Genomic DNA, 22570 nt, shown 5'->3' with positions numbered 1-22570 from the left:
CCGATCGAGCGGTTGGATCGCCCCCGATACCATGGCGCTGTTTGGGGGAGTGAGTAAACTTAATGCAGATGTGAGGCGCGATCGCCCCGGTTTTCCCCCAGCCCGGAGGATTCGATCGCATTAAATCAATCAAATCAAAAGAGCATTCGATCGGTAGGACGTATGGAACCCACAACATTGGCATTCGCAGGCATCGCGGTTCCGATGGCCAATCAGCCCCCCGTTTTCAACGCGCCGATCACGCAACATTTCAGTTAAGAGCAACCGACAAACAAAGCCATGATCGACTATCGCCAAATCATTACGATCGAGCCGGATAAACGAGGTGGAAAGCCATGCATTCGGCGTATGCGAATTACGGTCTATGACGTGCTGGGTTGGTTGGCGGCGGAGATGACCTTTGAGGAAATTTTGGATGATTTCCCAGAGCTGACAATGCAGGATATTTTGGCTTGCTTGGCCTTTGCAGCCGATCGCGATCATCGACTTGTGGCGATCGCGGCATGAGACTGTTATTCGATCAAAATCTGAGCCGAAAACTGTTGGGACGACTGGCGGATCTGTTGCCGGACGCGAGCCATGTGCAGTTGGAAGGGCTGGCGGAAGCCCCTGACAGTGAAATTTGGGAGTTTGCGCGCAATCGCGGATTTTGCATCGTCACCCAGGATGCGGACTTTGCGGAACGCAGTCGGCTCTATGGTTCGCCGCCCAAGGTGCTGTGGTTGCGTTGCGGCAATGCTCCAACGGCTAAGGTGGAATCGATGCTGAGGTCAGGGATTGAGGCGATTCGGGAATTGCTCACGAATTCTGAGATTGATTGTTTGGAGTTGCACGAGCCATGAGCGATCGGCCCGAAATCCAGCAGGGCATCATTGCTAACGATCAAGCCACGGTCAACATTGGCAAGGTTGAACAGACAATGGGCGATCGCATCGAGCAGAACCACAGTGGTTCGGGCGATAACGTTGCGCGTGATAAGCACGTCCATGTTTACCCGTCAGCCCCACCGCCGAAACCGACTGGGGATGGGCCGCCGACGAATTTGCAGGATCGGGGGGTGGCGCGCGATCGCTTCTTTGGACGTGATCAGGTGTTGGCAGAGTTGCACCAGTTGCTCCAGAAGGGAGATCACCGGGTGGCGATCGCCAGTGTGGATGGCATGGGCGGCGTGGGCAAGAGTGAGCTGGCGGTGCAATATGCGCGGCAACATCTGCACGAAACCTATCGCGGCGGGGTGGTGTGGCTGGCGGGGGAACGGGCGGGGGTTGAGCTGCTGAACTTTGCCCGATCGCGCTTTTTCCCGACGGTGGATCTGGCGGAGTTGGGTGATTTGCCGGAGCAGTTGGCCTATTGCTTTGGCCATTGGCCGGCCCAGGAAGTGCCGCCGGAGTCGGTGTTGTTGATTTTTGATGATGTGACGGACTATCGCACCCAAGTGGCGGCGATTTTGCCGAGCGATTCGCGATTTCGGGTGTTGGTCACGACGCGGGCGCAGTTTCAGGGGGTTGAGCGGCTGGAGTTGCCGGTGCTGACCCCAGAGGCGGCGCTCCAGTTGCTTGAAAGCATTGTGGGAAGGGAGCGGATCGCAGCGGAACCCAAGACGGCGGCGGCGCTGTGCGAATGGCTGGGCTATTTGCCTTTGGGGATTGAGTTAGTTGGTAGCTTGCTGAAGTTGGAGCCGGATTGGTCGATTCAGTCGGTTTTAGAGCGGCTGAAACGGGAAAAACTTCGGCATGAAGCGATGAGCAAAATTGAAATCGCTTTCAACATCAGTTGGCAGCAGCTTGCCCCCGCGCCTCAGCAATTGGCTGTGCTGTTGGGTTGTTTTGGCAATGGCCCAATTCCTTGGGAGTTGGTGGAGGCGACTGTTGTCCGCTGTGAAACCCAGCCCCAACCTCAACCCCGTCGCCAACGCAAGCGCGATCGATTGTGGCAATGGATCACCCAGAAACCGGCTACTCCCTTGGAGCAGTGGTGTTTGCTGTTGAATCGCGACCAATTAACCCAAGCCCGTCGCCGGTTGGTTGAACTGAGTTTGCTGGAGCGAACAGGCCCGGAAGAATACAAATTGCATCCGCTGATTCGGGAGTTTTTCGCAGCCAAACGGGCGGACTGGCCCGAGGGCGGGGCGCTGCAACAGGCGTTTTTGGGGCAAATGGTGAGCGTGGCGAAAACGGTTCCGTCAACGGTGACGCTGGCTGACTTGGCGCGTACCCGCCCCGCCTGGCCGCACTTGGAAACGGCAGCGGCGGCCAGTGGCGAGATTGCTGATGACGATTCCACTTGGCCCTTCATTGCCCTGGCGTGGCTGGCGATGGGGCAGGGTCTCTGGGCTGAAGCCGAACAGCACTACAGTGACTGCTTGAGCACCACCGAACGCCGCTTCGGCCCCGACCATCCCAAGACCGCCGCCAGCCTCAACAACTTGGCAGAACTCTACCGATCCCAGGGACGGTACGGGGCAGCGGAACCCCTCTTCCGGCGATCGCTGGAAATCTGGGAGCGATTGCTGGGAGCCGACCATCCCGACACCGCTTCCAGCCTCAACAACTTGGCAGAACTCTATCGATCCCAGGGACGGTACGAGACAGCGGAACCCCTATACTGGCGATCTCTGGAAATTTGGGAGCAAGTGCTGGGAGCCGACCATCCCGCCACCGCCTCCAGCCTCAACAACTTGGCATTACTCTATCGATTCCAGGGACAGTATGAGGCAGCGGAACCTCTCTACCGGCGATCGCTAGAAATCCGTGAGCGATTGCTGGGAGCCGACCATCCCGACACCGCCACCAGCCTCAACAACTTGGCAGAACTCTATCGACTCCAGGGGCGGTACGAGGCAGCGGAACCCCTCTATCAGCGATCACTGGAAATCCGTGAGCGAGTGCTGGGAGCCGATCATCCCCACACCGCCCAAAGCCTCAACAACTTGGCAAACCTCTACGCAGCCCAGGGCCGGTACGAGACAGCGGAACCCCTCCTCCGGCGAGCGTTGGAAGTCCGTGAGCGAGTGATGGGAGCCGACCATCCCGACACCGCCCAAAGCCTCAACAACTTGGCAGTGCTGCACTATCACCAAAATCGTTGGGGTGAAGCCGAGCGGCTGTTGCTGCGTGCTTTGGAGATTCGGGTGCAGAAGTTGGGTGAAGCCCATCCCGACACCCAAGGCAGCATCCAAAGTTTGTACGGTCTGGTGCAAGCCACCCTCCAGCAAGGTTGCGCCGCCGAACTCTCCGACCACCCCCTCACCCAATCCATCCTGCAACAACTCACCACCCGCGACGGGTAGGGTGCATGGGAGAACGCTCGGCCGTCAACGACCATTACCCCTGATCTCCCATGCACCGCCACCCATGCCGCATTCAACGACGCTCCCAATCGGTTGGGCCGCGCTCAATCCTCGGTGCATGGGAGTACCAAGCAACCCTTTCGTGACCCCTTTGCCTTGCTCCCATGCACCCTACCCGTCGTCCATTGACGCAGGCTAACCGACTCGTGATCCCCAGGGGCGATCGACGGTGCGTGGGAGCCAAACCAGCCAAATCGTTACCCCGCAAGCGTTCTCCCACTCACCCTACGCGATCGCCCCATTGACCCCAAAATCCCGTGGGGGCGCATCGCCATGCGCCCTCCGATACGCGAGATCTCCGCAAACCAATTCGTGTCAAGCGATCAGCCCTGGCGGAGGGCGTACAGCGGTACGCCCCTACCCGACCCCGCCCCATTACCGCCGACAACCGACCCGCGATCGCGCCGCCGAACTCTCCGACCACCCCCTCACCCAAGCCGCATTCAACAACCCTTAAAGCCAGAGTAAATTCCATGACCACCACTACCTCGATCGAGCCATCAGAAGTTCTCAGTGATCGCTACCCGCTAGGTCAATTGGTCATTGGTATCGTTGAGCATCACGCTCCCTTCGGCATTTTTCTAAACATTAATCATCCCATTGCTAAAGGTTTAATTAAGCTGCCTGATTTTCTCGATCAAGGCATTATGAAACCAGCAATGTATCCACCTATTGGCGCGAAAGTTGGGGCGATCGTCGTAGGCTACAACGAAAGCAATCAATGTGAAGTTTATCTAAGCGCTCGCCCCACAGTGCTTCATCAAGCCCTTGTACCACTCAATCTGTGTCCTTAGTGTGGATCGATGGGGCCAATGCTCCTGAACAAGAGACGGCTGCGTGAGCGCTGCATTCTTGACCTCAAAACCCCACAAAATCACCCAACGAGGCATCCAATGGCAACGCCCGCAATCCTAAACGCTATCCCCCACCTGCTCCAGGCTCCCTCCAACCAAATTTGGAGTAGCTACGACCCGATCGCCGATGTTCTCTATCTCAGCTTTCGTAAACCCCAAAACGCCAACGACAGCACGCTCGAAGACAACATCATTTATCACTATCACAACGAAATCTTGGTCGGCTTAACCATCCTGAACGCCAGCCAGAATCAGACCGCATAACCCGATCGCCCCATTGCCGCCGACAACCGACTCGTGATCCTGAGGGGCGATCGCGCCGCCGACCTCTTTGATCGCCCCAATCACCCCGCCGCTCCAAATTAAGCCAGGGTTAATCAACCGTTTGCGAGCTACGATCGCCCTAAGGACAGATCCACCCCCAGCGATCGAGCGAGGAAAAGCCATGGGTAGTTACCGGCAAACGGCGATCGGGATTTTTGGAATCGGCATGGCCCTCATGGCCAGCCCCGTCCATGCCGAACCGGCGATCGTTCCCGCCAACGACGGCCTGGGCACTACCGTTCAACAACAGGGCAACCAATACAACATCAACGGCGGAACCCGATCGGGCGATAACCTGTTCCACAGCTTTCAGCGGCTGGGCCTCAGTCCCCAGGAAATTGCCAACTTTTTGGCCACACCGGACTTGCGGGCGATCGTCGGGCGCGTCACTGGGGGTGAACCGTCCGTGATTGAAGGGCTGATTCGGGTCTCCGGCGGCCAGCCCAATTTATATCTAATGAATCCTGCGGGGATCCTGTTTGGGGCTGGGGCCCGGTTGGATGTGCCCGCCTCGTTTATGGCCACCACCGCCGATCGGCTGGGCTTCAGCGATGGCGGTTGGTTTTCTGCCCAAGGATCCGTGGACTTTCGCGGCTTGAGCGGTTCCCTGCAATGGCTGGATTTTGTGAGCGATCGCCCGGGTCATCTGTTGAGCTGGGGTTCCCTGGCCGTGGGCGAAGGACAAAATCTGTGGCTGTTGGGCGGTGGTTCCGTGGTGTCCACGGGCCGGCTGCAAGCGCCCGGGGGCAACGTGACCGTGGCCGCCATTCCCGGCACGAATCGGGTCAGAATCGCGCCCGATGGATCCACCTTGACCTTGGAAGTGGCCTTGCCGGAACCGGGGGCGATCGGGGGGCGATCGCTGGCGGAATTGTTGGCCGGTAGCCCCACCGCCGCCGCATCCCAGTTGGTGATCAATCCTGATGGCTCGGTGCTGTTGCAGTCTGCCGCGTCGGGGCCTGTGGCCTTGCCCGATCGGGGTGTGGTGGTGGCCGGAAATGTGGACAGCGCCCGCTCCACCGGCCCCGGCGGCAGCATCACGATCGGGGGCGATCGGGTGGGTCTGGTGGGGGCTAACTTGGAAGCCAGTGGCCCCCAGGGGGGCGGTCGGGTGCAAATTGGTGGCAGCGAACGGGGCAGCGGTAATCTGTTCAGCGCTTGGGCCACTTGGGTCGATCGGGCCAGCCAAATTCAGGCCAACGCCACCGATCGAGGGGCCGGTGGTCAGGTGATTGTCTGGGCCGATGGTTTGACTTGGTATAGCGGGGCGATCGCGGCCCGGGGCGGCCCCAACGGTGGCCCGGGTGGTTTTGTGGAACTGTCGGCCAAGGGGGAACTGGCCGTGCGGGGAACGGTGGATCTGACGGCTCCCTTGGGCCCCTTGGGCACGCTGCTGCTGGATCCTCAGGACATTCGGATTGTGCCTGGTGTCCTGGGCAGTGATGATTCACAACTGAGTAGTAATGTGCCCTTTGGCCAGCCAGAAAATCAGATTCTGCGCACCGATCAAGGCTTTTTTACGGGGCCGCCCGCTCCCGTGGACTTCACAATCAGTGAGGGGCGCTTAGAACTGTTGTTGAGCACCGCTAACCTGATCCTGGAAGCGGAGCGGGATATTGTGCTGGAAAATTTGCTTGACGATCGCCTGAGTCTGCGGATGGCCAATGGTGGGTCGGTGCGGTTCACGGCGGGGCGCGATGTGCGGTTTTTGGATTCCGCCGATGTGTTGAGCACCTTGGGCGCACCAATCACCATCCAAGCGGGCGAGGCGATCTCGATCGGGCGGCTGGAAACCCAGGGCGGGGCGATCGACCTCTCGGCCGGCTCCAGCATCACCACCGGCTCCTTGCGCACCACCGGTAACGAAGGTGGCCCGATCACCCTCAATAGCAGCAGCGGCTCCATCACCACGGGCGACATGAACACCATCGGCGGGGCGATTAACCTGTCTGCGCCAGGTAACCTGACCACGGGCGCAATCTCCAGCCAGGGCCCGATCGGGGGGCAAGTGACATTGCGCACCTCGGGCGGGGCGATCGCCACCGGAGCCATCACCAGTAGCGGCAGTCAGTCCGGCGGAGCAGTCACGCTCAATGGCAGCACGGGGGTGACGGTGGGGGGCAATCTCCAGGCGATCGGCAACAATGGCAGCGGCGGCGGCGTGACGATCGACAGCAGCGGCCCGATCGCCCTCAGTGGCGACCTGTCCACCAGTGCTCCGGTGATTGGCGTGGCCGGCAATGTGGCGATCGCCAGCAGCAACAACAGCGCCGCGATCGCCGGTTTGATCACGGCTGCGGGCAACGGCGGCGGCAACATCACCCTCACGGCCCAACGGGCCCTCAGCTTTGGCAGCCTCAGCACCCAGGGACAAAATGCCGCCGGTAGCATCACGCTGATCAGCGCCACCGATCAGATCAGTGGGGGCAACCTGAACGCCAGCGGTAACAGCCAAGGCGGCAATCTCCAGGCCCGCGCCCGCACCGGCATCAGTTTGGGAACCCTGAATCTCAGCGCCATTGGGGGCAACGGCGGCAACGCCAACCTCACCCTCACGGGCCCGGGCGATGTGCAAATCACCAGCCTGAACGCCCAAGGGGGGAGCGATGGTCGGGGTGGCAGTGTGGACATTGTGAGCACGCGCTTTTTCCGGGCCCTGGGGGCCTTCATTGATCGATCGGGTGTTTTGACCAGCATCGCCACGGGCGGCAGCCAGGGAGGGAATGCCGTCCGCATCACCCATGGTGGCGGTTCCCAAACGCCCGTTGTGCCTTTGGTGGTGGGCGAAACGCCCAGCAGCGGCGGCAATGGTTTGGCCGGTGGCGTATCCACCGGCAGCAGCACCATCAGCACCGGTTCCTTTCCGGGCCCCTTCACCCAGGGCAACATCGAATTCATCACCACGGGCGAGCCAGTTCCCACCCCCACGCCCACACCGACTCCTTCTCCCAGTCCCACCCCTAGCCCCACGCCAACGCCTTCTCCGAGTCCCACGCCGACCCCTTCTCCAAGTCCCACGCCGACTCCTTCTCCCAGTCCCACGCCGACTCCTTCTCCGAGTCCAACTCCTTCTCCGAGTCCCACGCCGACTCCTTCTCCGAGTCCCACGCCCACGCCCGTTGTGGAGCCAGAAGCGGAGGGCGATCGCCCTGACCCGGAAGCGGGGCGCATCGTGCAGCAACGGCCCATGGGCACCGGGGGGCGATCGGGGGACAATTTGGCGGCCATTGAACAGGTGGTCCGTCGGCAAATTATTGACCACCTGAAAGGCGGCGCTTCGGATCGGGCGGCGGTGGAAATCGATCGACTCTATACCACCCTCACCAACGGCTATCTGGGTCGGGCCCTGAGCAACGATGTGCAGAGTTTTCCCGACCTTCAGGGCACGTTGCGCCGTTTAGAGTCAAAAACGGGACTGAAACCGGCGATTTTGTATACCTTCGCTCGCCCTGAGCAGTTGGATGTGATTTTGGTGATTCCCGACGCGCCACCGATCTATCGCGTGGTGCGCGAGGCCCCGCGCGATCGGGTTTTGAAGGCGGTGATTGATTTGCGAGCCGCCATCACCACCCCCGTTGCCCGCATCAGCAACACCTACCGCCCCCCGGCCGAACAGCTTTATCGCTGGATTGTGGGGCCCGTGGCTGAAGATTTGGTGCGCCATCAGGTGGACACGATCGCCTTTTCGATGGATCGCGGAATGCGATCGCTGCCCGTGTCCGTGTTGCACGATGGCCAGCAGTTTTTGATTGAGAAATACAGCGTTGGGTTAATTCCCAGCATCAACCTGACCGATACGCAGTTTGAACCTATTCGATCGGCCCCGGTGCTCAGTTTTGGGGCCTCGGAGTTCACGGATTTGCCGCCGTTGCCCGCCGTGCCGGTGGAACTGGCCACGATCCAACGGCTGATTCCCCGGGATAAAACCTTTCTGAATGAAGAGTTCAACTTAGAAAACCTGAAACGTCAGCGGCGATCGAACCCGTTCCCGATTTTGCATTTGGCCACCCACGCGGATTTTCGACCCGGCTCTCCCCAAGATTCCTTTGTGCGGTTATGGGATCGACGGTTAGCCGTCAGTGATTTGCGCTACTTGGGTTTGGGCAGTCCGCCCGTGGAATTGTTGGTGCTGAGCGCTTGTCGCACGGCGATCGGGGATGAGTCGGCGGAGTTGGGATTTGCGGGCTTTGCGGTGGATGCGGGGGTGAAATCCGTGGTGGCTAGCCTCTGGTATGTGAGTGATGAGGGAACCTTGGGGCTGATGGCGGGGTTCTATGATGCCCTGCGATCGGCTCCCATCAAAGCGGAAGCCCTGCGCCGGGCCCAAGTTGCCATGTTGCGGGGGCAAACCCGGGCCGAAGATGGGCGCTTGGTGTTTCCCGGTGGCGTTGTCGATTTGCCGCCGGAGTCGAGCAAGTTAGCGACTTTTTCCCTAGCTCACCCCTACTATTGGGCCAGCTTCACCACGATTGGCAGTCCTTGGTAATTTGCGGCCGTGTCATCGATTTCAAATCGATCCCGAATCGATCGACCCGTCTGGCGATCGATTCCCCGGGCGATCGCGTTGCCCTTGGCGGCCACCAGTCCCAGCCCGCTATCCTGGCGAGAGGATTGGCCTGCGGATCAGCTAATCATGGTGCATCTGTTGCCATTTTGGTTCCTGTTTTGGTTAGTGCTTTAGTTGGTGTTTTAATTTCTGATTTTGATTTGATCTTGATTTGGTCTTTTGATTTGATTCTGGCTTGGTTTTGATTGGGTCTTGATTTGATTCTGGTTTGGTTTTGATTTTTGCTCTTGAGCCTGTCCTTGCCCGCCGCTGCTGTTCTCCCATGACCGACTCTTCCACTTCGGACTCGCAACCCGCCCCCGCTCAAAATTTCTGGGGCCGCCACCGCTCAAAACTGCTGGCCCTGGGCCTGTTGGGGGCGATCGCCCTGGGATCCTTGCCGGGTTATGTGGCGGGTGGGGCCTGGCGCTGGCAACGAGCCGGCAACCCCAGCCAACTGAAAACCCTGCGGCAATTACCCAAACAGGGTTTAGCCATCCCCGGTTGGCAAACCCAACAGATCAGCCAGCGCAGTTTGGGCGGTGAACAGTGGCTTTGGCAGCCGATCGAGCGAGTGCGGCCCCCAGGCCCGGGCGCAACTCCCAACGCCGCAGCCCAACGCGATCGCGCCGTGTTGTTGCTGATGCCCATGAAGCGTGGGCGCGATCGGCCCCAAGTGGAATGGACCGCCCTCGACTCCGGCAACTGGCTGGGCGACGGCCTGCAAACAGACTCAGAACAGACCTTGACCCTGGCCCCGGCGGGCCTGCCGCCCTTTCGGGCCCGGCTGGTGCGGCTTTGGACCAGTCAGCACCAAACCTATTTCCTGCTGTCCTGGTATGCCTGGCCCCAAGGGGGTGACCCGGCCCCCAGCCAATGGTTTTGGCGTGATCAACTGGCCCAATGGCAACAGGGCCACACCCCTTGGGTAGCGGTCAGTTTGCTGTTGCCTACGGATAAGCCCTTGGATGAGTGGGATCAGAACTATCAAGCCCGCTTAACCGACCTGGCGCAACAGGTGCAGCAAGTTCTGCTGATGGGGCCGCTGAAACCCGTCCCCCCCAAGGTCGATCGCTAGCGCCGATCGCGAATTGCTGCATGGCTCAATCGGGATGGCATTGCTGCCCTTTGCCCCTGATTGAATTCTGCTGACTGGATACTTTGGATGCCGCTGATTCTGCCGTTGCTGCCCTTTTCTGTCCTATGGCCCGTTCCTCCCTGCCCGCCTTGACCTTGGCCCTCAGCCGTTGTTTACCGATCGTCCTGCTCAGTAGTCAGGCGATCGCCGTCTTGGCCCAAACGCCTCGCCAGGGAGCGAATGGCTCAGGTTTAGATCAACCCGTTAATCAGCCCGTTAATCAGCCCGATCGCGATTCCGATCCGTCCGCCGCCGCATCCACCGCTGAAGTCGTGTTTCCGGACATTCCCCGATCGGGCCCCGATCGCCCCCAACTCCAACCCATCCAAGCGGCCCCCCAGCCCAACCGGCCGCCAGCCACCCCAACAACCCCAGCCCAACCGGCCCCCGGCCCGGACCCGGCTCAACCCTCCGGCCCCAACGCCGCCCCAGTGCCACTTTTGCAACCGGGGCAACTGGGACAACCAGGACAACCCATTCCCGACTGGCCCGAATCCCTCACCGCACCACCCCCGGAATGGCGGGTCTATCGCCTCTCGTCCTATGACACGATCGCCATTCAGGTGCAAGGCTTCCCCGAACTCAACACCTCCACCATCGTTAATGTTCAGGGGCAAATTTCCGTCCCCCTACTGGGAATCGTCAATGCGGAAGGGCTAACCACCGCCGAACTGCAAAAGTTTCTACAGCAGGGTTACGAACGCTATCTCGTTAACCCGATCGTCACCGTCGGCGTGCTCACCCCCGTGAATCCTGACATTGTGGTCACTGGCGAAGTGGTCAAACCCGGGTTCTATCGAGTCAGCCCCTTTGATACGGTTGTGACCGCCCTAGTGGCCTCCGGCGGAGCCACCGACTGGGCTGATTTACGGGCTATCAAAGTTCGCCGCCAACTGCCCGACGGCTCCACGATCGAGAAAAACGTGAACCTACTCTCCCTGCTCGTGGAAGGGGCCCCGGAACCACGGATTTATCTGCAAGATGGCGATGCGATCGTGGTGCCTCGGCGCGAATCCGGCATTGATCCGGGCTATGACGCAGACCTGATGGCCCGCAGCAACGTAGCCCGCGCCGCCATTCGGATTCGGATGGTGAACTATGCCGGTCGCGGTGGCCTGGTCACCCTCACCCTGCCCAACGGCAGCACCTTCATTGATGCGCTCAATGGCGTGTCATTGGATACCGCCCGGCTCCGGCGAATTGCCCTCATTCGTTTTGATCCAGAACAGGGCAAACCGGTTACCCGAATTCTGGATGGCAAAGCTGCGTTTATGGGCGATCCAGCCAATAATCCTCCCCTGCGCGATAACGACGTGGTAGTTGTGAATCGCAACCTCATCGCTCGCGTTACCTATGCCTTGAACACCGTGACCCAGCCGTTCCGAGATGTCTTGGGTTTCCTGCTCTTTTTCCAACAATTGGATGAGGCGGCCACGTCCTTGTTTGGCCCCGGTGGCACGTTTGGAGGACCAGCAGAGACGCAAGAAGAAGGCAGCAGTAGCAATAATAATTAGCCAACAATTAGATGGAGATGAAGTGGCGGTGAGGCAATGGATACTTGAGAAAATAGGCAATTATTAGGCGTAACACTGCCGTAACACTCTTGTAACACTAAACCCATTCCAGATTATGGGCTGTTAGCATGAGCGGCTAAATCTGGCACGGAAAAGTTAGTGATGTTTTGCACGATCGACTGGAATGATCGTTGCAGCAGCTAAAGTCACTGACTTAATCTCTCCAGTACTCTTTTGGGACTTAGCGTAATTTATGAATAGCGATCTTTTTGGGTCGATCGATGCAACGCAACGATCGATCGAAACGCTTAGTGGAAATCAGGGTGCAATTGTTACCAATGGCACATTGGCAGATACCCTAACGTTCTTGGGTGTCAATCAGGTTGGGAGCTTTTTGGGCAGCATTTCTAGCGATCTGTTCGTGAACTCCACAACCTTGCCCTCGGAGGGAGGCAGTGCGACCCTTCCAGAGGGCGTAGATCCCCTGACAGGCGAAGCGAGCGATCGAATCAGGCGAGACAACAAGCGCTACGAAGAGCTGTTGGCGGCCGCCCTGGCTCGGTTCGGCTACAAGAGCATTCAACCGCAGCCGATCGTGGAGGTGCCCACCACCAGCCTTGACCCCTTGACGGGAACGCGCACCTTGTCCGGTCGCATTAGCGATGACCAACCGATCGTCAGCTATGAGCTGGGCATTCGTGAAACCTCAACCCTATCGGCCACGTTGAATGGCCTGAGTGCCGATTCAGATCTGTCCCTGTGGCAAGACTTAAACAAAAACCGCCTGTTTGAACCAGAAGAAGAATTGATCTTCTCGGAAAACGAAGGCACTGCGGCTGAATCCCTGACGCTGAATCTGTTTCCCGGTCAGTATTTCCTGGACGTGTATCAGTTTGAGGGGAACACAAACTTTAATTTGGCTCTCCAGCAAAAAGCGGTAGCAACTCCGGCTAGTGCGATCGGGCTATCCCTAGGCAGCGCCACCAACGCAGGAACTCTCAGTGGCACTGACACCCGCACAGGAACCCTGAGTCCTGGAAAGAGTGACTTGTACCGCTTCTCGCTGGATCGCAACCGCGACTTTGGCCTATTCCTTTACCAAAACAGTGCGCCAGCCACCCTAGAACTGTTCCGCGACCTGAACAATAACGGTCGTCTGGACGGGGGCGAAATGCTGGAATCGACGATCGCCACGCCTGGACAGACTGGTGAAATCTACTTCCCACAACAGTTTGCGGGCACTTACTTTGCTCGTGTCACCTCAGCAGCCAACACCACCTATAGCCTAGATTTGGAAGCCCTGGGCAGCGGTTCCACGGGGAATGAAACGATTGAAACGGTTGCGCCAGGCCAAACTATTAGTGGCGCTCTGACCAACACCAGCGCCTTGAACCCGACCAGAGCAGGCGGTGCGCGATCTCAAGACTTCTTCTTGACGGATGTGGTTGGCAATCAAAAAGTTGACATCACCGTTGCCGGTCGCAATGGTTTTGATCCGGCAGTCCAAATCATTGATGAAACGACCGGCCAGGTGGTTGCCGAAAATGACAACGGTAGCCCCACCACCAAGAATGCGGGTCTGAGTTTCACCGCCAAACCCGATACGGACTACACCCTACGGGTCACCAGCTTTGTCACGGGTGTCAGCGCCGTGGGTGATTTCAGCGTCAGCGTCACCGGCTCCAGCACCCTGGCTGGCAGTTTGGGTTTGGGGCAAAGTCTCAGCGGTTCCCTGTCCGGTAGTTCTCTGAAGGCCGAAGGGTTCTATCGGTCTGATTACAACCTGACCGGTGTGACAGCGGGGCAGGCGGTGCAACTGAACCTCTCCTCCACGGCTCTGGATCCTTACCTAGAGGTGGTGGATGCCGCTTCGGGATTAGTGGTTGCCGACAATGACGACATCAGTTTCCCGAATAATGTGAATTCCCAGCTTACGTTCACGCCGGAAGCGGGACGCAATTATCTGGTGCGCGTCAGCAGCTCGATCGAAGAACAAGTGGGAGCCTTCACGGTCACGGCCGCTCCCGGCAGCAACACGGTACAGCGGGCCCGCCCGAGCTTGAGCACGTATCTCGGGGCCCTCAAGAGTGACGGTGTGCGGACGGAAGTACAAACCCACGCCAATGACGAATTGCTCGATCGCGCTGACTATTTGGCGATTTACCAAGTGATGAGTGCCGATGGGCAAATTGATGCCAGTGAATCGGCTGACCTGGAAACCCTCTCTCGTTCCACAGATGCCTTCGATGTGCCCGCCCCGGTTCTTTACCTGGCCGGCAAAGTTGCAGGCGAAGTGGCCGCCGAGGGAATCAGCGCCAGTAGTTTCAACGACGATGTGGTGGGCAACTGGTTCTTAGGACAAGTGCGTCCAACACCAACTTGGTCAGATACGTTCTCATCAGCAACCAACCCTTCAACCACAAACTTCACCTATCAGCCTGTGCAAGGAACGCTCTACGGCACGAGGGGACAACCGATCATTGGCGATTTGGCCCAGGAGCCATTCGGCAATTGCTATTACATCGCTGCCTTGGGATCAACATTCCGTCGCCAACCTTTGGGCCCCTCGTCTGAAGAGAATCCCTTCCGGGGTTCCGGTACATCGCAGACCATTTTGGATGCGATTACCAATAATGGCGACCAAACCTATACGGTGCGATTCTTCAATTCGCAAACCGGACGGGCAGAGTATGTAACGGTTGACCAAACTTTCATCACCAATGAAGGCAAGATTGCGGGTTCAACCCGCACCCAAAACCCTGAGGATCCCAACAATATCCTCTGGCCCGTGGTGATGGAGCGTGCCTATGCCCAGTGGTTGGGTAGTTACGACAAGATGGGCAATGGTGGCTCAGAAGCCAAAGCCCAAGGCGAGGTGTTGGGTGGCAAACCAACGAGCTACACCAACAAGCCTGAGGAGAATGACAATCCCGGTTATACCTTTGAAATCATTCGGGACGCTCTGGCGGGTGGGCTAACCGTGACCGCTTCCACACCGAAGAAGGTGTCATTGCTCTATGGCAGCCATGCCTACACGGTGACTGATGCTTTTGAGGAAGGTGGGCAGCGCTACGTGGTGGTCTTCAATCCCCACGGACAGGATAACGGCGGAACTGCTGGGGTGAGTGGGGATGGTGATGGCAATAAGCTGACCCCACCCCGCAAGGATGGATTTATCCGCCTGACCTATGAGGAGTTCTTGAGCGAAGCGGAGGATGTGGCGACGCGCTAATAATCACGTGCTAGCAATCACGCGCTAGCAATCACGCGCTAAAAGTCATGCGCGAGAAATCATAACGAAGGCGGGCGATCGAGCTGGAATATCCGCTCGATCGCCCGCCTATTGGTTAGCAATGGTTGAGAAAAGCAAGGCAAAACAGTGGAACAGATCGTGGCAATAATGATGGCAATTATTGATAGTTCACAATCCGAGCAAAGCCGATCGGGTCAAGGCTAGCGCCACCAACCAACACACCGTTAATTTCCGGTTGGGCCATGATTTCATCAATCAACTCGGGCTTGACAGAACCGCCGTATTGAATCGGCAAGTCTTCACCATTGAGTTGATCGCGAATCCAGCCAATCACTCGGTTGGCTTCTTTGGATTCGCAGGTGTCCCCGGTACCGATCGCCCAAATGGGTTCGTAGGCAATCACCAGATTGCTGAGGTTCACGCCCACCAACCCCGCCTTCAATTGTTGGGCAATGTGGGTTTGGGTTTCGCCTGCGTCGCGCTGTTGTTTGGTTTCGCCCACACACAAAATCGGGGTTAAGCCGGCCGCTTGGGCCGCCTTCAATCGGCGGTTGACGGTTTCGTCGGTTTCACCAAAATATTGCCGCCGTTCGCTGTGGCCCACCACCACGTAGCGAACACCCAGTTCGGTCAGCATTTCAGCCGAAATTTCGCCGGTATAGGCTCCGTTGGCTTCCCAGTGGACGTTTTGCGCGCCGATGCGAATGCGGCTGCCGTGAAGAGCATTGGACAGCACGCTGAGATCCGTGAAGGGAACGCACAGCACAATTTCGCGATCGTCCGGGGTTTCGGCGATTTGCTCAACGAAGGGCTTCAAAAACTCCAGGGTTTCGGCCTGGGTTTTATACATTTTCCAGTTGCCTGCAATGACGGTCTTAGCCAAGGTTCGGGGTTGCCTATTGCGCTAGAAATTTCCTCCTAGAACCTTATCGGGTCGGGCGATCGCGGTCAATTCAGAAGCGAAGGCCAACCGTCATCGATTGCTGGAACCGTTACGGGGCGGACTGGGGCGCGGGCTGGGTCGGTTGCCAGTGGGGGCGGTGGGGCTGGGCGGGGTCGATCGCGCCGGTTCCATGCGTTGCAGGTAAGGGCCAGGATTTTGCGCCACCCAGCCCACGGAGGAGTTGTAGCGAACTTCAAACCACAGGCCACGGCTGCGACCGTTGGTGGGGCGGCTGGGAATCGTACCCAGGCGAGTGCCCGCGTTAACCCGTTGCCCGCGCTGGACGGAGGTGGCTCCCAGGTTGGCATAGCGGGTTTGGCGGCCGCCCTGGTGATTGATCACCACCAGTTGTCCTGGATAGCCAGAGTTGGGGCCCACAAAGGCAACGGTTCCGGGCCCAACGGCCAAGACAACGGCGCTGGGTCGGGCTTCAAGGGTGATGTAACTGTTAAAGACGGCGGCTCCGGCGGGCCCCACTTGCCAACCAAAGTCCGTCAGGGGGCGGCTAATTTCCGACAGGGGGTAGCGCAGCAGGTCGTTGTCGGGGTCACTGGCGCTGGGGGGCGCGCCGACTCCAGGGTCGATCGGGGACCAAAGCACGCCGGGCACAAAGACCGATCGCCCCGGTTGGGTCTGGCAACCATTGACCGTAAACAGAGAGTCGGCCCGAACGCGGTATTGCTGGGCGATCGACTGCCAATTGTCGCCCGGTTGGGTTTCCACCCGAATTCCGTTAATGGGAGCAATCAAAATTTCCGTGCCGGGTTTGGGCAGTTGGCCGCCCCGCAGGTTGGGATTCAGGGCCAGCAGGGTGCTGGGCAGCAGGTTATAGCGACTGGCGAGGCTTTCGACGGTTTCTCCGGCGGCCAACCGATGGCGAACCAGTCGATCAAGCACCGCCGGGCCACAGGGGTTGCTGTTTGGCTCGGGGGTGGGGGGTTCGGCGGCTTGGGCATTGGCATGGGTAACGGGCATCAGGACGGGCCCCAAGGCGATCGCCCCCCAAAGCAACCAGCGCCAAGGGCCCGATCGCTCACCCGTTTCCTGGTTCCGGGTCTGGCCCAGCCCACCACCGACCAACGCAAATATCTCAGATACAATGAGGCCCATCTCGCCACCCAATGCCCAAAGCGGATACATCTTCCACGGTACGCATTCCACCATACGCATTCCAACAGGCTTCAGCAGCAATGACGGTGCAATCCGGCCCTGATGCTTCCGGCTTTCCCTCGGCGGATGAAGCTCGTGAAGAAGGTTTTGATCATTACCGCGATGATTACGATGCCGATTCCCGCGACGTGCCATTGTGGCCCACGCGCCGGATGCCCCGTTCCCCCGCCAGCCGATCGCCCCAAGACTTCACATCGGTGCTGCGGGAAATAGACCCCAGCGCCGGACAACCCGACCTCGCACCACAGCCCGACCTAATCGATTGCGTTGAGTTTTTGCGGAGTTTGCACCGCCCGATCGATCCGGCCGTGGCCGCCTTACCCCCCCTAGACACCGCGCCTTCGGAGCGCCAGGCGATCGAGTGGGAATACAAAATTGTGCGCGCCAAGCGCCCCCTCTTTGCCAATCCTGTCACCTTTGCCCAACTTTGTCGCGAAGAAGCCCTGGCCGGTTGGATTTTGTTGGAAAAGTTTGATGATCGCCGGGTGCGATTTCGCCGGCCGCTGCACTTGCGCGACGAACTGGATCGATCGGCTCTGCCCTTTGACCCCTATCGCACCCAATACCAAGGGCCCGGCTTCCACAATTGGGGTTGGGGAATTGCCGCCCTGCTCGCGGCGGTCACCATTCCGGCCTATGCGGGCTATGCCTGGGTTTCGGTGCAACTGTTGGGACCTTGGCGCGATGATTTGCCCCGTCCGGCCCAGCGGGTGGCTCCGGCTCCACCCCTGAATCCTCCCGCCGAGTCGGTTCATGAATTGCCCGCGTTCCCCAACTCTTCCCGCGACCCTTCTTCATCCAACTCCAATTCCAGTGCCGACCTTTCTTTCCGATCGCCCCTGTCCCGATCGACCTGAGCAAGCCGCTCGCCTTGATTCCATTCATCACACCCTGCTACCCGATCGCGCCCTGGCCCGTTGGATGACCGGTTCGATCGCCGGCCTCGCGATCGCCTGGGGAGCCGGAACTGGCCCCGCGATCGCGGCGGAAACCATCACCCTTCGCTACGGCCCTTTGGGAGGAGCCTTGCCGGTCACCGATTTGGCGACTTGGGCCGATCGGGGAGAACTCTCGGATGATTTGGAAACCTATTTGATCCTGAGCCAGCAACGACCCGATCGAGTGCGCCAAATTTTGACCCAGCGGGTGACCATGCCCCCTGCGCTGCTCGATCGGGCCCTGGCCAGTTCCCAGGGAGCAATCCTGTTGGAGCAGTTGAGCCAAGTGTTGCAAGGGCCCAAGCGCACCGACAACAATCAAAATCTCCGCCGGGCCCTGATGGCCGCAGCGGAGAATGACGGTCAAATTTCCCTGTTGGAGCTACTGCAAAAGTACCCGACTCAGAATGTGGATCTGCGGGTCGATCGACTGGTGAACTTAGCGGAAACTTGGCAACAATGGCGCGATCGGGGTGGTCAGTGGCTGGAGCAGCTCAATCAATGGGGAGACCGACTGCGATCGCGCCTGTTGTTTTGAGAGGGTATCACCCTGGCGACCATGCCCAGGTCTTGCAACCCTAGCGATACAGCAGTCGATTCAGAATGCTGCGACCATTGGGCGAAAACACTTCCACCCGAATTGTGTCCGGATCCGACGGTTGCCAGCTCACCCGATAGCGATGACCGCTATTGTTCCAGGTGTAGGTGCGGCGGCTGGCATTGCCACCCACGGAAGCCCCGCTCAAAAACAATGAATCCCCGCTATTTTCATTGCGGCCGTAGTAGGTGAGCGCGTTGCCTTGGTAAGCAATGCGCACGGTCCATTCCCCATCGGAAAATGTGCCGGTGGGCAAGCTTTGGGCCAAAACCACCGACGGGGCGATCGCGCTTTCAATCACTGGAACTGCCAAACCGAGTCCAATGGCCAAGGAGATCGCCGGCAGAGACATCATCGACTGCTTCATAAGTTGGAAAACATTGGGAAACGGATCCAAAACGGCTGAGGAGCTGAGAAAAACAATCGGCAGAGATGTTACACACCCCCGCCGAGAAGATCCAACTCGATTTTTATCTACCGCTTCTGAACCCCAGAATATCGGTGGAATCCTGAGATGGAAAGGAGTTGTGACCGATCGCTCGCAATTTTTAACAGACTGTAGAACTTTGCATTGGTTAGTTACCAAAACGCGAGTTCTCTGGGCCATGCCTCCGTTTCTCCAGGCCGCGCGACGCAAACATCAGGGTTTCAGAAAGAAGACGACAGACCCTAGGGCCTGTCGTTTGTTCCTGGAATCCAGCGGAAATGGTTAATTTTCGATGCCCTAATCGTCGTCACAAGGGGCTGAGGGATTGGAGAACAAACCCTAAGACAGTTGCCCGAAGTGGGTTTCAATCAGCTCGGGGATCCGATCGGGCGAGATCCGGGTGTGACGGGTTTTGTCCGGAAGGGTCACCACCGCCGGGCCGCGACTACATTCCTTGAGACAGCCCGTGGTTTGTACCTTGACCCGATCGCTCAGTCCCCGATCGGCCAACGCCTGGTTAATGGCCCGGCAAACGCCATCGCTGCCCCGCTTCCGACAACTGGACTTTTGACAAATCAGGATTCTGCCGACGGGGCGGTTGGAAGGGCCCGTGGTGGCGCGATCGGTTGAGCGATCGCTTGCGTGATCGGTTGGGCGCGCCGATGACCGATCGGGTGAAGGGGACTGTGCAGGCGGCGTGAAGGGGGCCCGGTGGGGCATGGGAGCCGCAGCGGGGCGGGTGGGGGGCGCTGCCGGTTGCCGAGTCCAGGGCAAATTGCCCGAACGATTGAAGGGCGATCGCCCTGCCGGTTCCATGGGTTGCACCGAAGATCCCGTGAGGGCCTTGGCCTTAAACTTCACCCACCCTTTGTAGGGATGACATTTGGCCGTGCCCGCCAGGGAAACCCAACTGCCCACGTGCAAGGTGTGGCCCAGGCGCGATCGCAACGGCTTGGCCAACTTGATCTGTTCAATGCGTCCGTCGGTTTCGAGTTGAAGCGCCTTGCAGCGGCCGGCCTTATCGGTGTGGGTGGCACAAATGCGACCGCTCAGTTGGAAAAATTGTCGTTTTTTAAAGGGATAAAAGACCGATTGCAGCCCAAGCCGAGGGGGCGTGGCGGGGTTGAAAGGATTATGCGCGTTATGCAAGGGGCGATCGAACGAAAACGGCTTCACGAAGTCCTCCAACTATCCAGAAAGATTTGCAATAAGGGAGGCTAAACAAAGGGGGTACGTCGATCGCCACCCCCGCTTCAGCCCATCAGGCTTGATTTATTGAGAAAACTATTCAATTAGAGTTTAGTGGATCTTGGCACACTTGCATCAAGGCGATTGAAAGAGTTTGCAGGAGGTTGCCTGCGCACAGTTGGATGGGTTAACGGCGAATTAACGTTTGATTAATGGGGCGATCGGTTATGGATTGCCCTTTAGCCACTCATTCCCCTCCTCTCTCGCAATGCAAATTTGCGTCGAACGTTTCACGGTCACCAAGCGATCACCCCTCACCATCAGTCGCGGCATCAACCACGGCAACACTAATCTCTGGCTGCGGATCTTTGCAGAGGGCTACGAAGGGTGGGGCGAGGCTTCCCCGGTGGTGCATGGGGCCCACGCCCAAACCACTGAGGCCTTGGCCAAGGCTCTGGAGTCGATCGGGCCGCAACTGGCCGGCTGCCACCCGCTCGATCGCCAGCAAATTGCTGATCGGGTGCGCTCGTTGCCCTCGGCGGCGCGGGCGGCGATCGATCTAGCCCTGTGGGATTGGGCGGGCAAGCGATCGGGATTGCCCCTCTGGCAACTGTGGGGAGGCGATCGGGAACGGATTCCGCCCATTTCCGTAACAATCGGGATTGGCTCTCCGGCGGCGGCCCGGGAGCGGGTTCAACAGTGGCGATCGGTGATTGAAACCCCTTGGCTGAAGTTGAAGCTCGGTAGCCCCGAGGGGTTGGCGGCCGATCGGGCCCTGGTGGAAGCAGTGTTGGCAGAAGCCCCAACGGCCAAGATTTTGGTGGATGCCAATGGGGGTTGGGACTTGGCCGGGGCGATCGAGATGGCCCGCTGGTTAGCCGATCGGGGCGTGCTGTATCTGGAACAGCCCTTGCCCGTGGGCCAAGAAACCCAACTCGCGGAACTGAAGGCGCGATCACCCCTCCCGATTTTTGTGGATGAGAGCTGTTTTGATGAGCGAGATATTCCGCAGCTTGCGCCCCACATCCACGGCATCAACATCAAGCTGATGAAATCCGGCGGTCTGACGGCGGCCACAAGGCTGGTGGCCACGGCGCGGGCCTGTGGCTTGCAAGTGATGTTTGGCTGCTATTCCGACAGTGCCTTGGCCAACACCGCCGCCTTGCAGCTAGGCCCCTGGGCCGATTACTTGGACTTGGATAGTCATCTGAATTTGATGGACGATCCCTTTGTGGGCGCGGCGATTGCGCCCGGTGGTCGATTGTTGCCCCCGATCGAGCCAGGGCTAGGGGTGCAACGGCGCGATCAACCTGCCATTGAAGAGCCTTAGGCAGAGACAGCGCCCGATCGAAGCGGTTGATCGAAGCAGTCCTTTGGCAGATCTAGGCCGTCGGGGCTGGTGAAATCAACGACACAACCACGATCGAACCTTCGCCTTGGGCCACCTCCGCTCGCAAGTTGGGGCCAAAGAAGCGCTCAATCTTGTCCCGCTTGGTCTGCCAGGTTTCAAAGGGCATTTTTGGAGATTCAAACTCCAGGATCAGCCCATAGTCTCCCTGCAAGTCCACCTCTTCCACGCTGACCAGTTTGGGCCGTTCAGGATCCGTGGGAGCCAAGCCCAAACGCTCCAGCGCCAAGGAAAGATGGGCCTCTTCACCGTAGCGATAGCGGGTCACATCCTTGCGCACCTGGTTTTGGGTGGGGGTGGCCAGGCGATCGCGCAGGGCAACGACCTCCGAAGACGTGGGAGTTTTGTAGGGGGCTGGTTTCAACTCCGCAGCCTTCAGGGCCAAGCCCCCCAACAGCACCGGCACGCCGTAAAAAAAGGTGATCAGATTCAGGGTTGAGTTACCAATGACATAGGCCACTGCCGCGATCGCCGTTAAGGCTCCACCGGCATAGAGCAAAATTCGAGCAAGGGGAAGGCTGCCAAACACGATCGCGTTCCGGGTATTCATTAACTAATGTAAATTCTGAGATGGAATGGCCCATTCGTCTAGCGGACGGGACGATCCCCAACTCCGCACCGACAGGACTGGACAACCGACCCGAACCCTTTTGCCCCCAACCCTTTAGAACGCTTTCGTAAAGCTGAGGATGACTGTGCCATGGATGTGCAAGTGCTGAAAGATCAGGTGCGATCGATTGCGGCCAAACGAGATTATTTATTGTCGCTACTCGATCGAGCCGATTTGGGCCCGATTCGGATTGATGTGAACCAGGCCTTGGAAGAATTGGATGATTTGATTGCGGAATATGAGGAAGCTTTTCCCGGTGAGGCAATTCCCCAGGTCTAATTCCCCAAACCTGGGGGGCGCGATCAATCCC

The 22570-nt window shown here is 58.8% G+C and carries 20 protein-coding genes; 14 read left to right on the top strand and 6 right to left on the bottom strand.

The annotated features are described in order from the left end of the window. The first annotated feature begins 282 nt into the window (after positions 1-282). The 5 genes from H6F46_RS08595 to H6F46_RS08575 all read left to right on the top strand — a co-directional run bounded on the left by H6F46_RS08595 (position 283) and on the right by H6F46_RS08575 (position 4467). The gene (locus tag H6F46_RS08595) at positions 283-507 is read left to right on the top strand and encodes a DUF433 domain-containing protein (RefSeq protein ID WP_190354531.1); all 225 of its coding nucleotides are present in this window, start codon (positions 283-285) and stop codon (positions 505-507) included. Continuing rightward, positions 504-842, top strand: a complete 339-nt coding sequence (locus tag H6F46_RS08590) for a DUF5615 family PIN-like protein (protein WP_190354406.1) — start codon at positions 504-506, stop codon at positions 840-842. Before H6F46_RS08595 ends, H6F46_RS08590 begins: the two co-directional genes overlap by 4 nt. After that, positions 839-3289, top strand: a complete 2451-nt coding sequence (locus H6F46_RS08585; RefSeq protein ID WP_199291465.1) for a tetratricopeptide repeat protein — start codon at positions 839-841, stop codon at positions 3287-3289. The genes H6F46_RS08590 and H6F46_RS08585 overlap by 4 nt, the downstream gene beginning before the upstream one ends. 533 nt (positions 3290-3822) lie before the next feature. Next, entirely contained in the window at positions 3823-4143 is a 321-nt protein-coding gene (locus H6F46_RS08580; protein WP_190354408.1) for an RNA-binding protein, read from the top strand. Between the two features lie 99 nt (positions 4144-4242). Next, positions 4243-4467, top strand: a complete 225-nt coding sequence (locus H6F46_RS08575; protein WP_190354410.1) for a DUF2283 domain-containing protein — start codon at positions 4243-4245, stop codon at positions 4465-4467. Here H6F46_RS08575 and H6F46_RS08570 read toward each other — a convergent pair. Next, entirely contained in the window at positions 4429-4650 is a 222-nt protein-coding gene (locus H6F46_RS08570) for a hypothetical protein (protein ID WP_190354412.1), read from the bottom strand. The two genes, H6F46_RS08575 and H6F46_RS08570, sit on opposite strands and share 39 nt — an antisense overlap. Between H6F46_RS08570 and H6F46_RS08565 the strand changes: the two genes are divergently transcribed. The 5 genes from H6F46_RS08565 to H6F46_RS08545 all read left to right on the top strand — a co-directional run bounded on the left by H6F46_RS08565 (position 4649) and on the right by H6F46_RS08545 (position 14957). Next, the gene (locus H6F46_RS08565) at positions 4649-9013 is read left to right on the top strand and encodes a CHAT domain-containing protein (RefSeq protein WP_190354414.1); all 4365 of its coding nucleotides are present in this window, start codon (positions 4649-4651) and stop codon (positions 9011-9013) included. The genes H6F46_RS08570 and H6F46_RS08565 overlap by 2 nt on opposite strands. Positions 9014-9022: 9 nt before the next feature. Continuing rightward, entirely contained in the window at positions 9023-9208 is a 186-nt protein-coding gene (locus H6F46_RS08560) for a hypothetical protein (protein WP_190354416.1), read from the top strand. A 148-nt stretch (positions 9209-9356) separates the two neighbouring features. Continuing rightward, positions 9357-10151, top strand: coding sequence for a cyanoexosortase B system-associated protein (locus tag H6F46_RS08555; RefSeq protein WP_190354418.1), 795 nt, complete (start codon positions 9357-9359; stop codon positions 10149-10151). A 125-nt stretch (positions 10152-10276) separates the two neighbouring features. Next, positions 10277-11725, top strand: a complete 1449-nt coding sequence (locus tag H6F46_RS08550) for a polysaccharide biosynthesis/export family protein (RefSeq protein ID WP_190354420.1) — start codon at positions 10277-10279, stop codon at positions 11723-11725. Between the two features lie 253 nt (positions 11726-11978). Further along, entirely contained in the window at positions 11979-14957 is a 2979-nt protein-coding gene (locus H6F46_RS08545) for a C2 family cysteine protease (protein WP_190354422.1), read from the top strand. A 178-nt stretch (positions 14958-15135) separates the two neighbouring features. Here the strand turns inward: H6F46_RS08545 and tpiA are convergent, their stop codons facing one another. Both tpiA and H6F46_RS08535 read right to left on the bottom strand, forming a co-directional pair. Next, positions 15136-15861: a triose-phosphate isomerase gene (gene tpiA, locus H6F46_RS08540; protein WP_190354424.1), complete on the bottom strand. Its 726-nt coding sequence runs from the start codon at positions 15859-15861 to the stop codon at positions 15136-15138. A gap of 90 nt (positions 15862-15951) precedes the next feature. Continuing rightward, on the bottom strand, positions 15952-17031 hold the full coding sequence (locus tag H6F46_RS08535) for a M23 family metallopeptidase (protein WP_190354426.1): 1080 nt from the start codon (positions 17029-17031) through the stop codon (positions 15952-15954). A gap of 80 nt (positions 17032-17111) precedes the next feature. On the opposite strand from H6F46_RS08535, the gene H6F46_RS08530 reads away from it, so the two are divergent. Both H6F46_RS08530 and H6F46_RS08525 read left to right on the top strand, forming a co-directional pair. Beyond that, positions 17112-17948 carry a hypothetical protein gene (locus tag H6F46_RS08530; RefSeq protein WP_190354428.1) on the top strand — a complete coding sequence of 279 codons (837 nt, stop codon included), beginning with the start codon at positions 17112-17114 and terminating at the stop codon, positions 17946-17948. Next, positions 17905-18567 carry an alpha/beta hydrolase gene (locus H6F46_RS08525; RefSeq protein ID WP_190354430.1) on the top strand — a complete coding sequence of 221 codons (663 nt, stop codon included), beginning with the start codon at positions 17905-17907 and terminating at the stop codon, positions 18565-18567. Before H6F46_RS08530 ends, H6F46_RS08525 begins: the two co-directional genes overlap by 44 nt. 40 nt (positions 18568-18607) lie before the next feature. On the opposite strand, the gene H6F46_RS08520 is transcribed toward H6F46_RS08525, so the two are convergent. Together H6F46_RS08520 and H6F46_RS19810 are read right to left on the bottom strand one after the other, a co-directional pair. Then, entirely contained in the window at positions 18608-18982 is a 375-nt protein-coding gene (locus H6F46_RS08520) for a hypothetical protein (RefSeq protein WP_199291464.1), read from the bottom strand. Positions 18983-19393: 411 nt separating this feature from the next. Beyond that, positions 19394-20230, bottom strand: a complete 837-nt coding sequence (locus H6F46_RS19810; protein WP_190354434.1) for a (2Fe-2S) ferredoxin domain-containing protein — start codon at positions 20228-20230, stop codon at positions 19394-19396. 280 nt (positions 20231-20510) lie between these two features. Here H6F46_RS19810 and H6F46_RS08510 point away from each other — a divergent pair, with 280 nt between their 5' ends. Beyond that, positions 20511-21572 carry a dipeptide epimerase gene (locus H6F46_RS08510; protein WP_190354435.1) on the top strand — a complete coding sequence of 354 codons (1062 nt, stop codon included), beginning with the start codon at positions 20511-20513 and terminating at the stop codon, positions 21570-21572. Between the two features lie 52 nt (positions 21573-21624). Here H6F46_RS08510 and H6F46_RS08505 read toward each other — a convergent pair whose 3' ends face one another. Continuing rightward, on the bottom strand, positions 21625-22179 hold the full coding sequence (locus tag H6F46_RS08505; RefSeq protein ID WP_099532297.1) for a DUF2854 domain-containing protein: 555 nt from the start codon (positions 22177-22179) through the stop codon (positions 21625-21627). Between the two features lie 171 nt (positions 22180-22350). Here H6F46_RS08505 and H6F46_RS08500 point away from each other — a divergent pair, with 171 nt between their 5' ends. Then, entirely contained in the window at positions 22351-22539 is a 189-nt protein-coding gene (locus tag H6F46_RS08500; RefSeq protein ID WP_099532295.1) for a hypothetical protein, read from the top strand. Positions 22540-22570: the final 31 nt, after the last annotated feature.

Origin of the sequence: Limnothrix sp. FACHB-1083 (genome assembly GCF_014696485.1) — a bacterium.
In the GTDB taxonomy this organism is placed as follows: Bacteria; Cyanobacteriota; Cyanobacteriia; order CACIAM-69d; family CACIAM-69d; genus CACIAM-69d.
Note: the sequence above shows the minus strand (reverse complement) of the source record. Positions and strands in the feature narration are given on the sequence as shown.

Excerpts from the sequence above, each read along its gene's own strand:
- H6F46_RS08535 (WP_190354426.1), bottom strand. The coding sequence starts at position 17,031 with ATGGGCCTCATTGTATCTGAGATATTTGCGTTGGTCGGTGGTGGGCTG.
- H6F46_RS08585 (WP_199291465.1), top strand. The coding sequence starts at position 839 with ATGAGCGATCGGCCCGAAATCCAGCAGGGCATCATTGCTAACGATCAA.
- H6F46_RS08555 (WP_190354418.1), top strand. The coding sequence starts at position 9,357 with ATGACCGACTCTTCCACTTCGGACTCGCAACCCGCCCCCGCTCAAAAT.
- H6F46_RS08570 (WP_190354412.1), bottom strand. The coding sequence starts at position 4,650 with ATGGCTTTTCCTCGCTCGATCGCTGGGGGTGGATCTGTCCTTAGGGCG.
- H6F46_RS08565 (WP_190354414.1), top strand. The coding sequence starts at position 4,649 with ATGGGTAGTTACCGGCAAACGGCGATCGGGATTTTTGGAATCGGCATG.
- H6F46_RS08590 (WP_190354406.1), top strand. The coding sequence starts at position 504 with ATGAGACTGTTATTCGATCAAAATCTGAGCCGAAAACTGTTGGGACGA.
- H6F46_RS08575 (WP_190354410.1), top strand. The coding sequence starts at position 4,243 with ATGGCAACGCCCGCAATCCTAAACGCTATCCCCCACCTGCTCCAGGCT.
- H6F46_RS08500 (WP_099532295.1), top strand. The coding sequence starts at position 22,351 with ATGGATGTGCAAGTGCTGAAAGATCAGGTGCGATCGATTGCGGCCAAA.
- H6F46_RS08550 (WP_190354420.1), top strand. The coding sequence starts at position 10,277 with ATGGCCCGTTCCTCCCTGCCCGCCTTGACCTTGGCCCTCAGCCGTTGT.
- H6F46_RS08520 (WP_199291464.1), bottom strand. The coding sequence starts at position 18,982 with ATGATGTCTCTGCCGGCGATCTCCTTGGCCATTGGACTCGGTTTGGCA.
- H6F46_RS08545 (WP_190354422.1), top strand. The coding sequence starts at position 11,979 with ATGAATAGCGATCTTTTTGGGTCGATCGATGCAACGCAACGATCGATC.
- H6F46_RS08510 (WP_190354435.1), top strand. The coding sequence starts at position 20,511 with ATGCAAATTTGCGTCGAACGTTTCACGGTCACCAAGCGATCACCCCTC.
- H6F46_RS08530 (WP_190354428.1), top strand. The coding sequence starts at position 17,112 with ATGACGGTGCAATCCGGCCCTGATGCTTCCGGCTTTCCCTCGGCGGAT.
- H6F46_RS08580 (WP_190354408.1), top strand. The coding sequence starts at position 3,823 with ATGACCACCACTACCTCGATCGAGCCATCAGAAGTTCTCAGTGATCGC.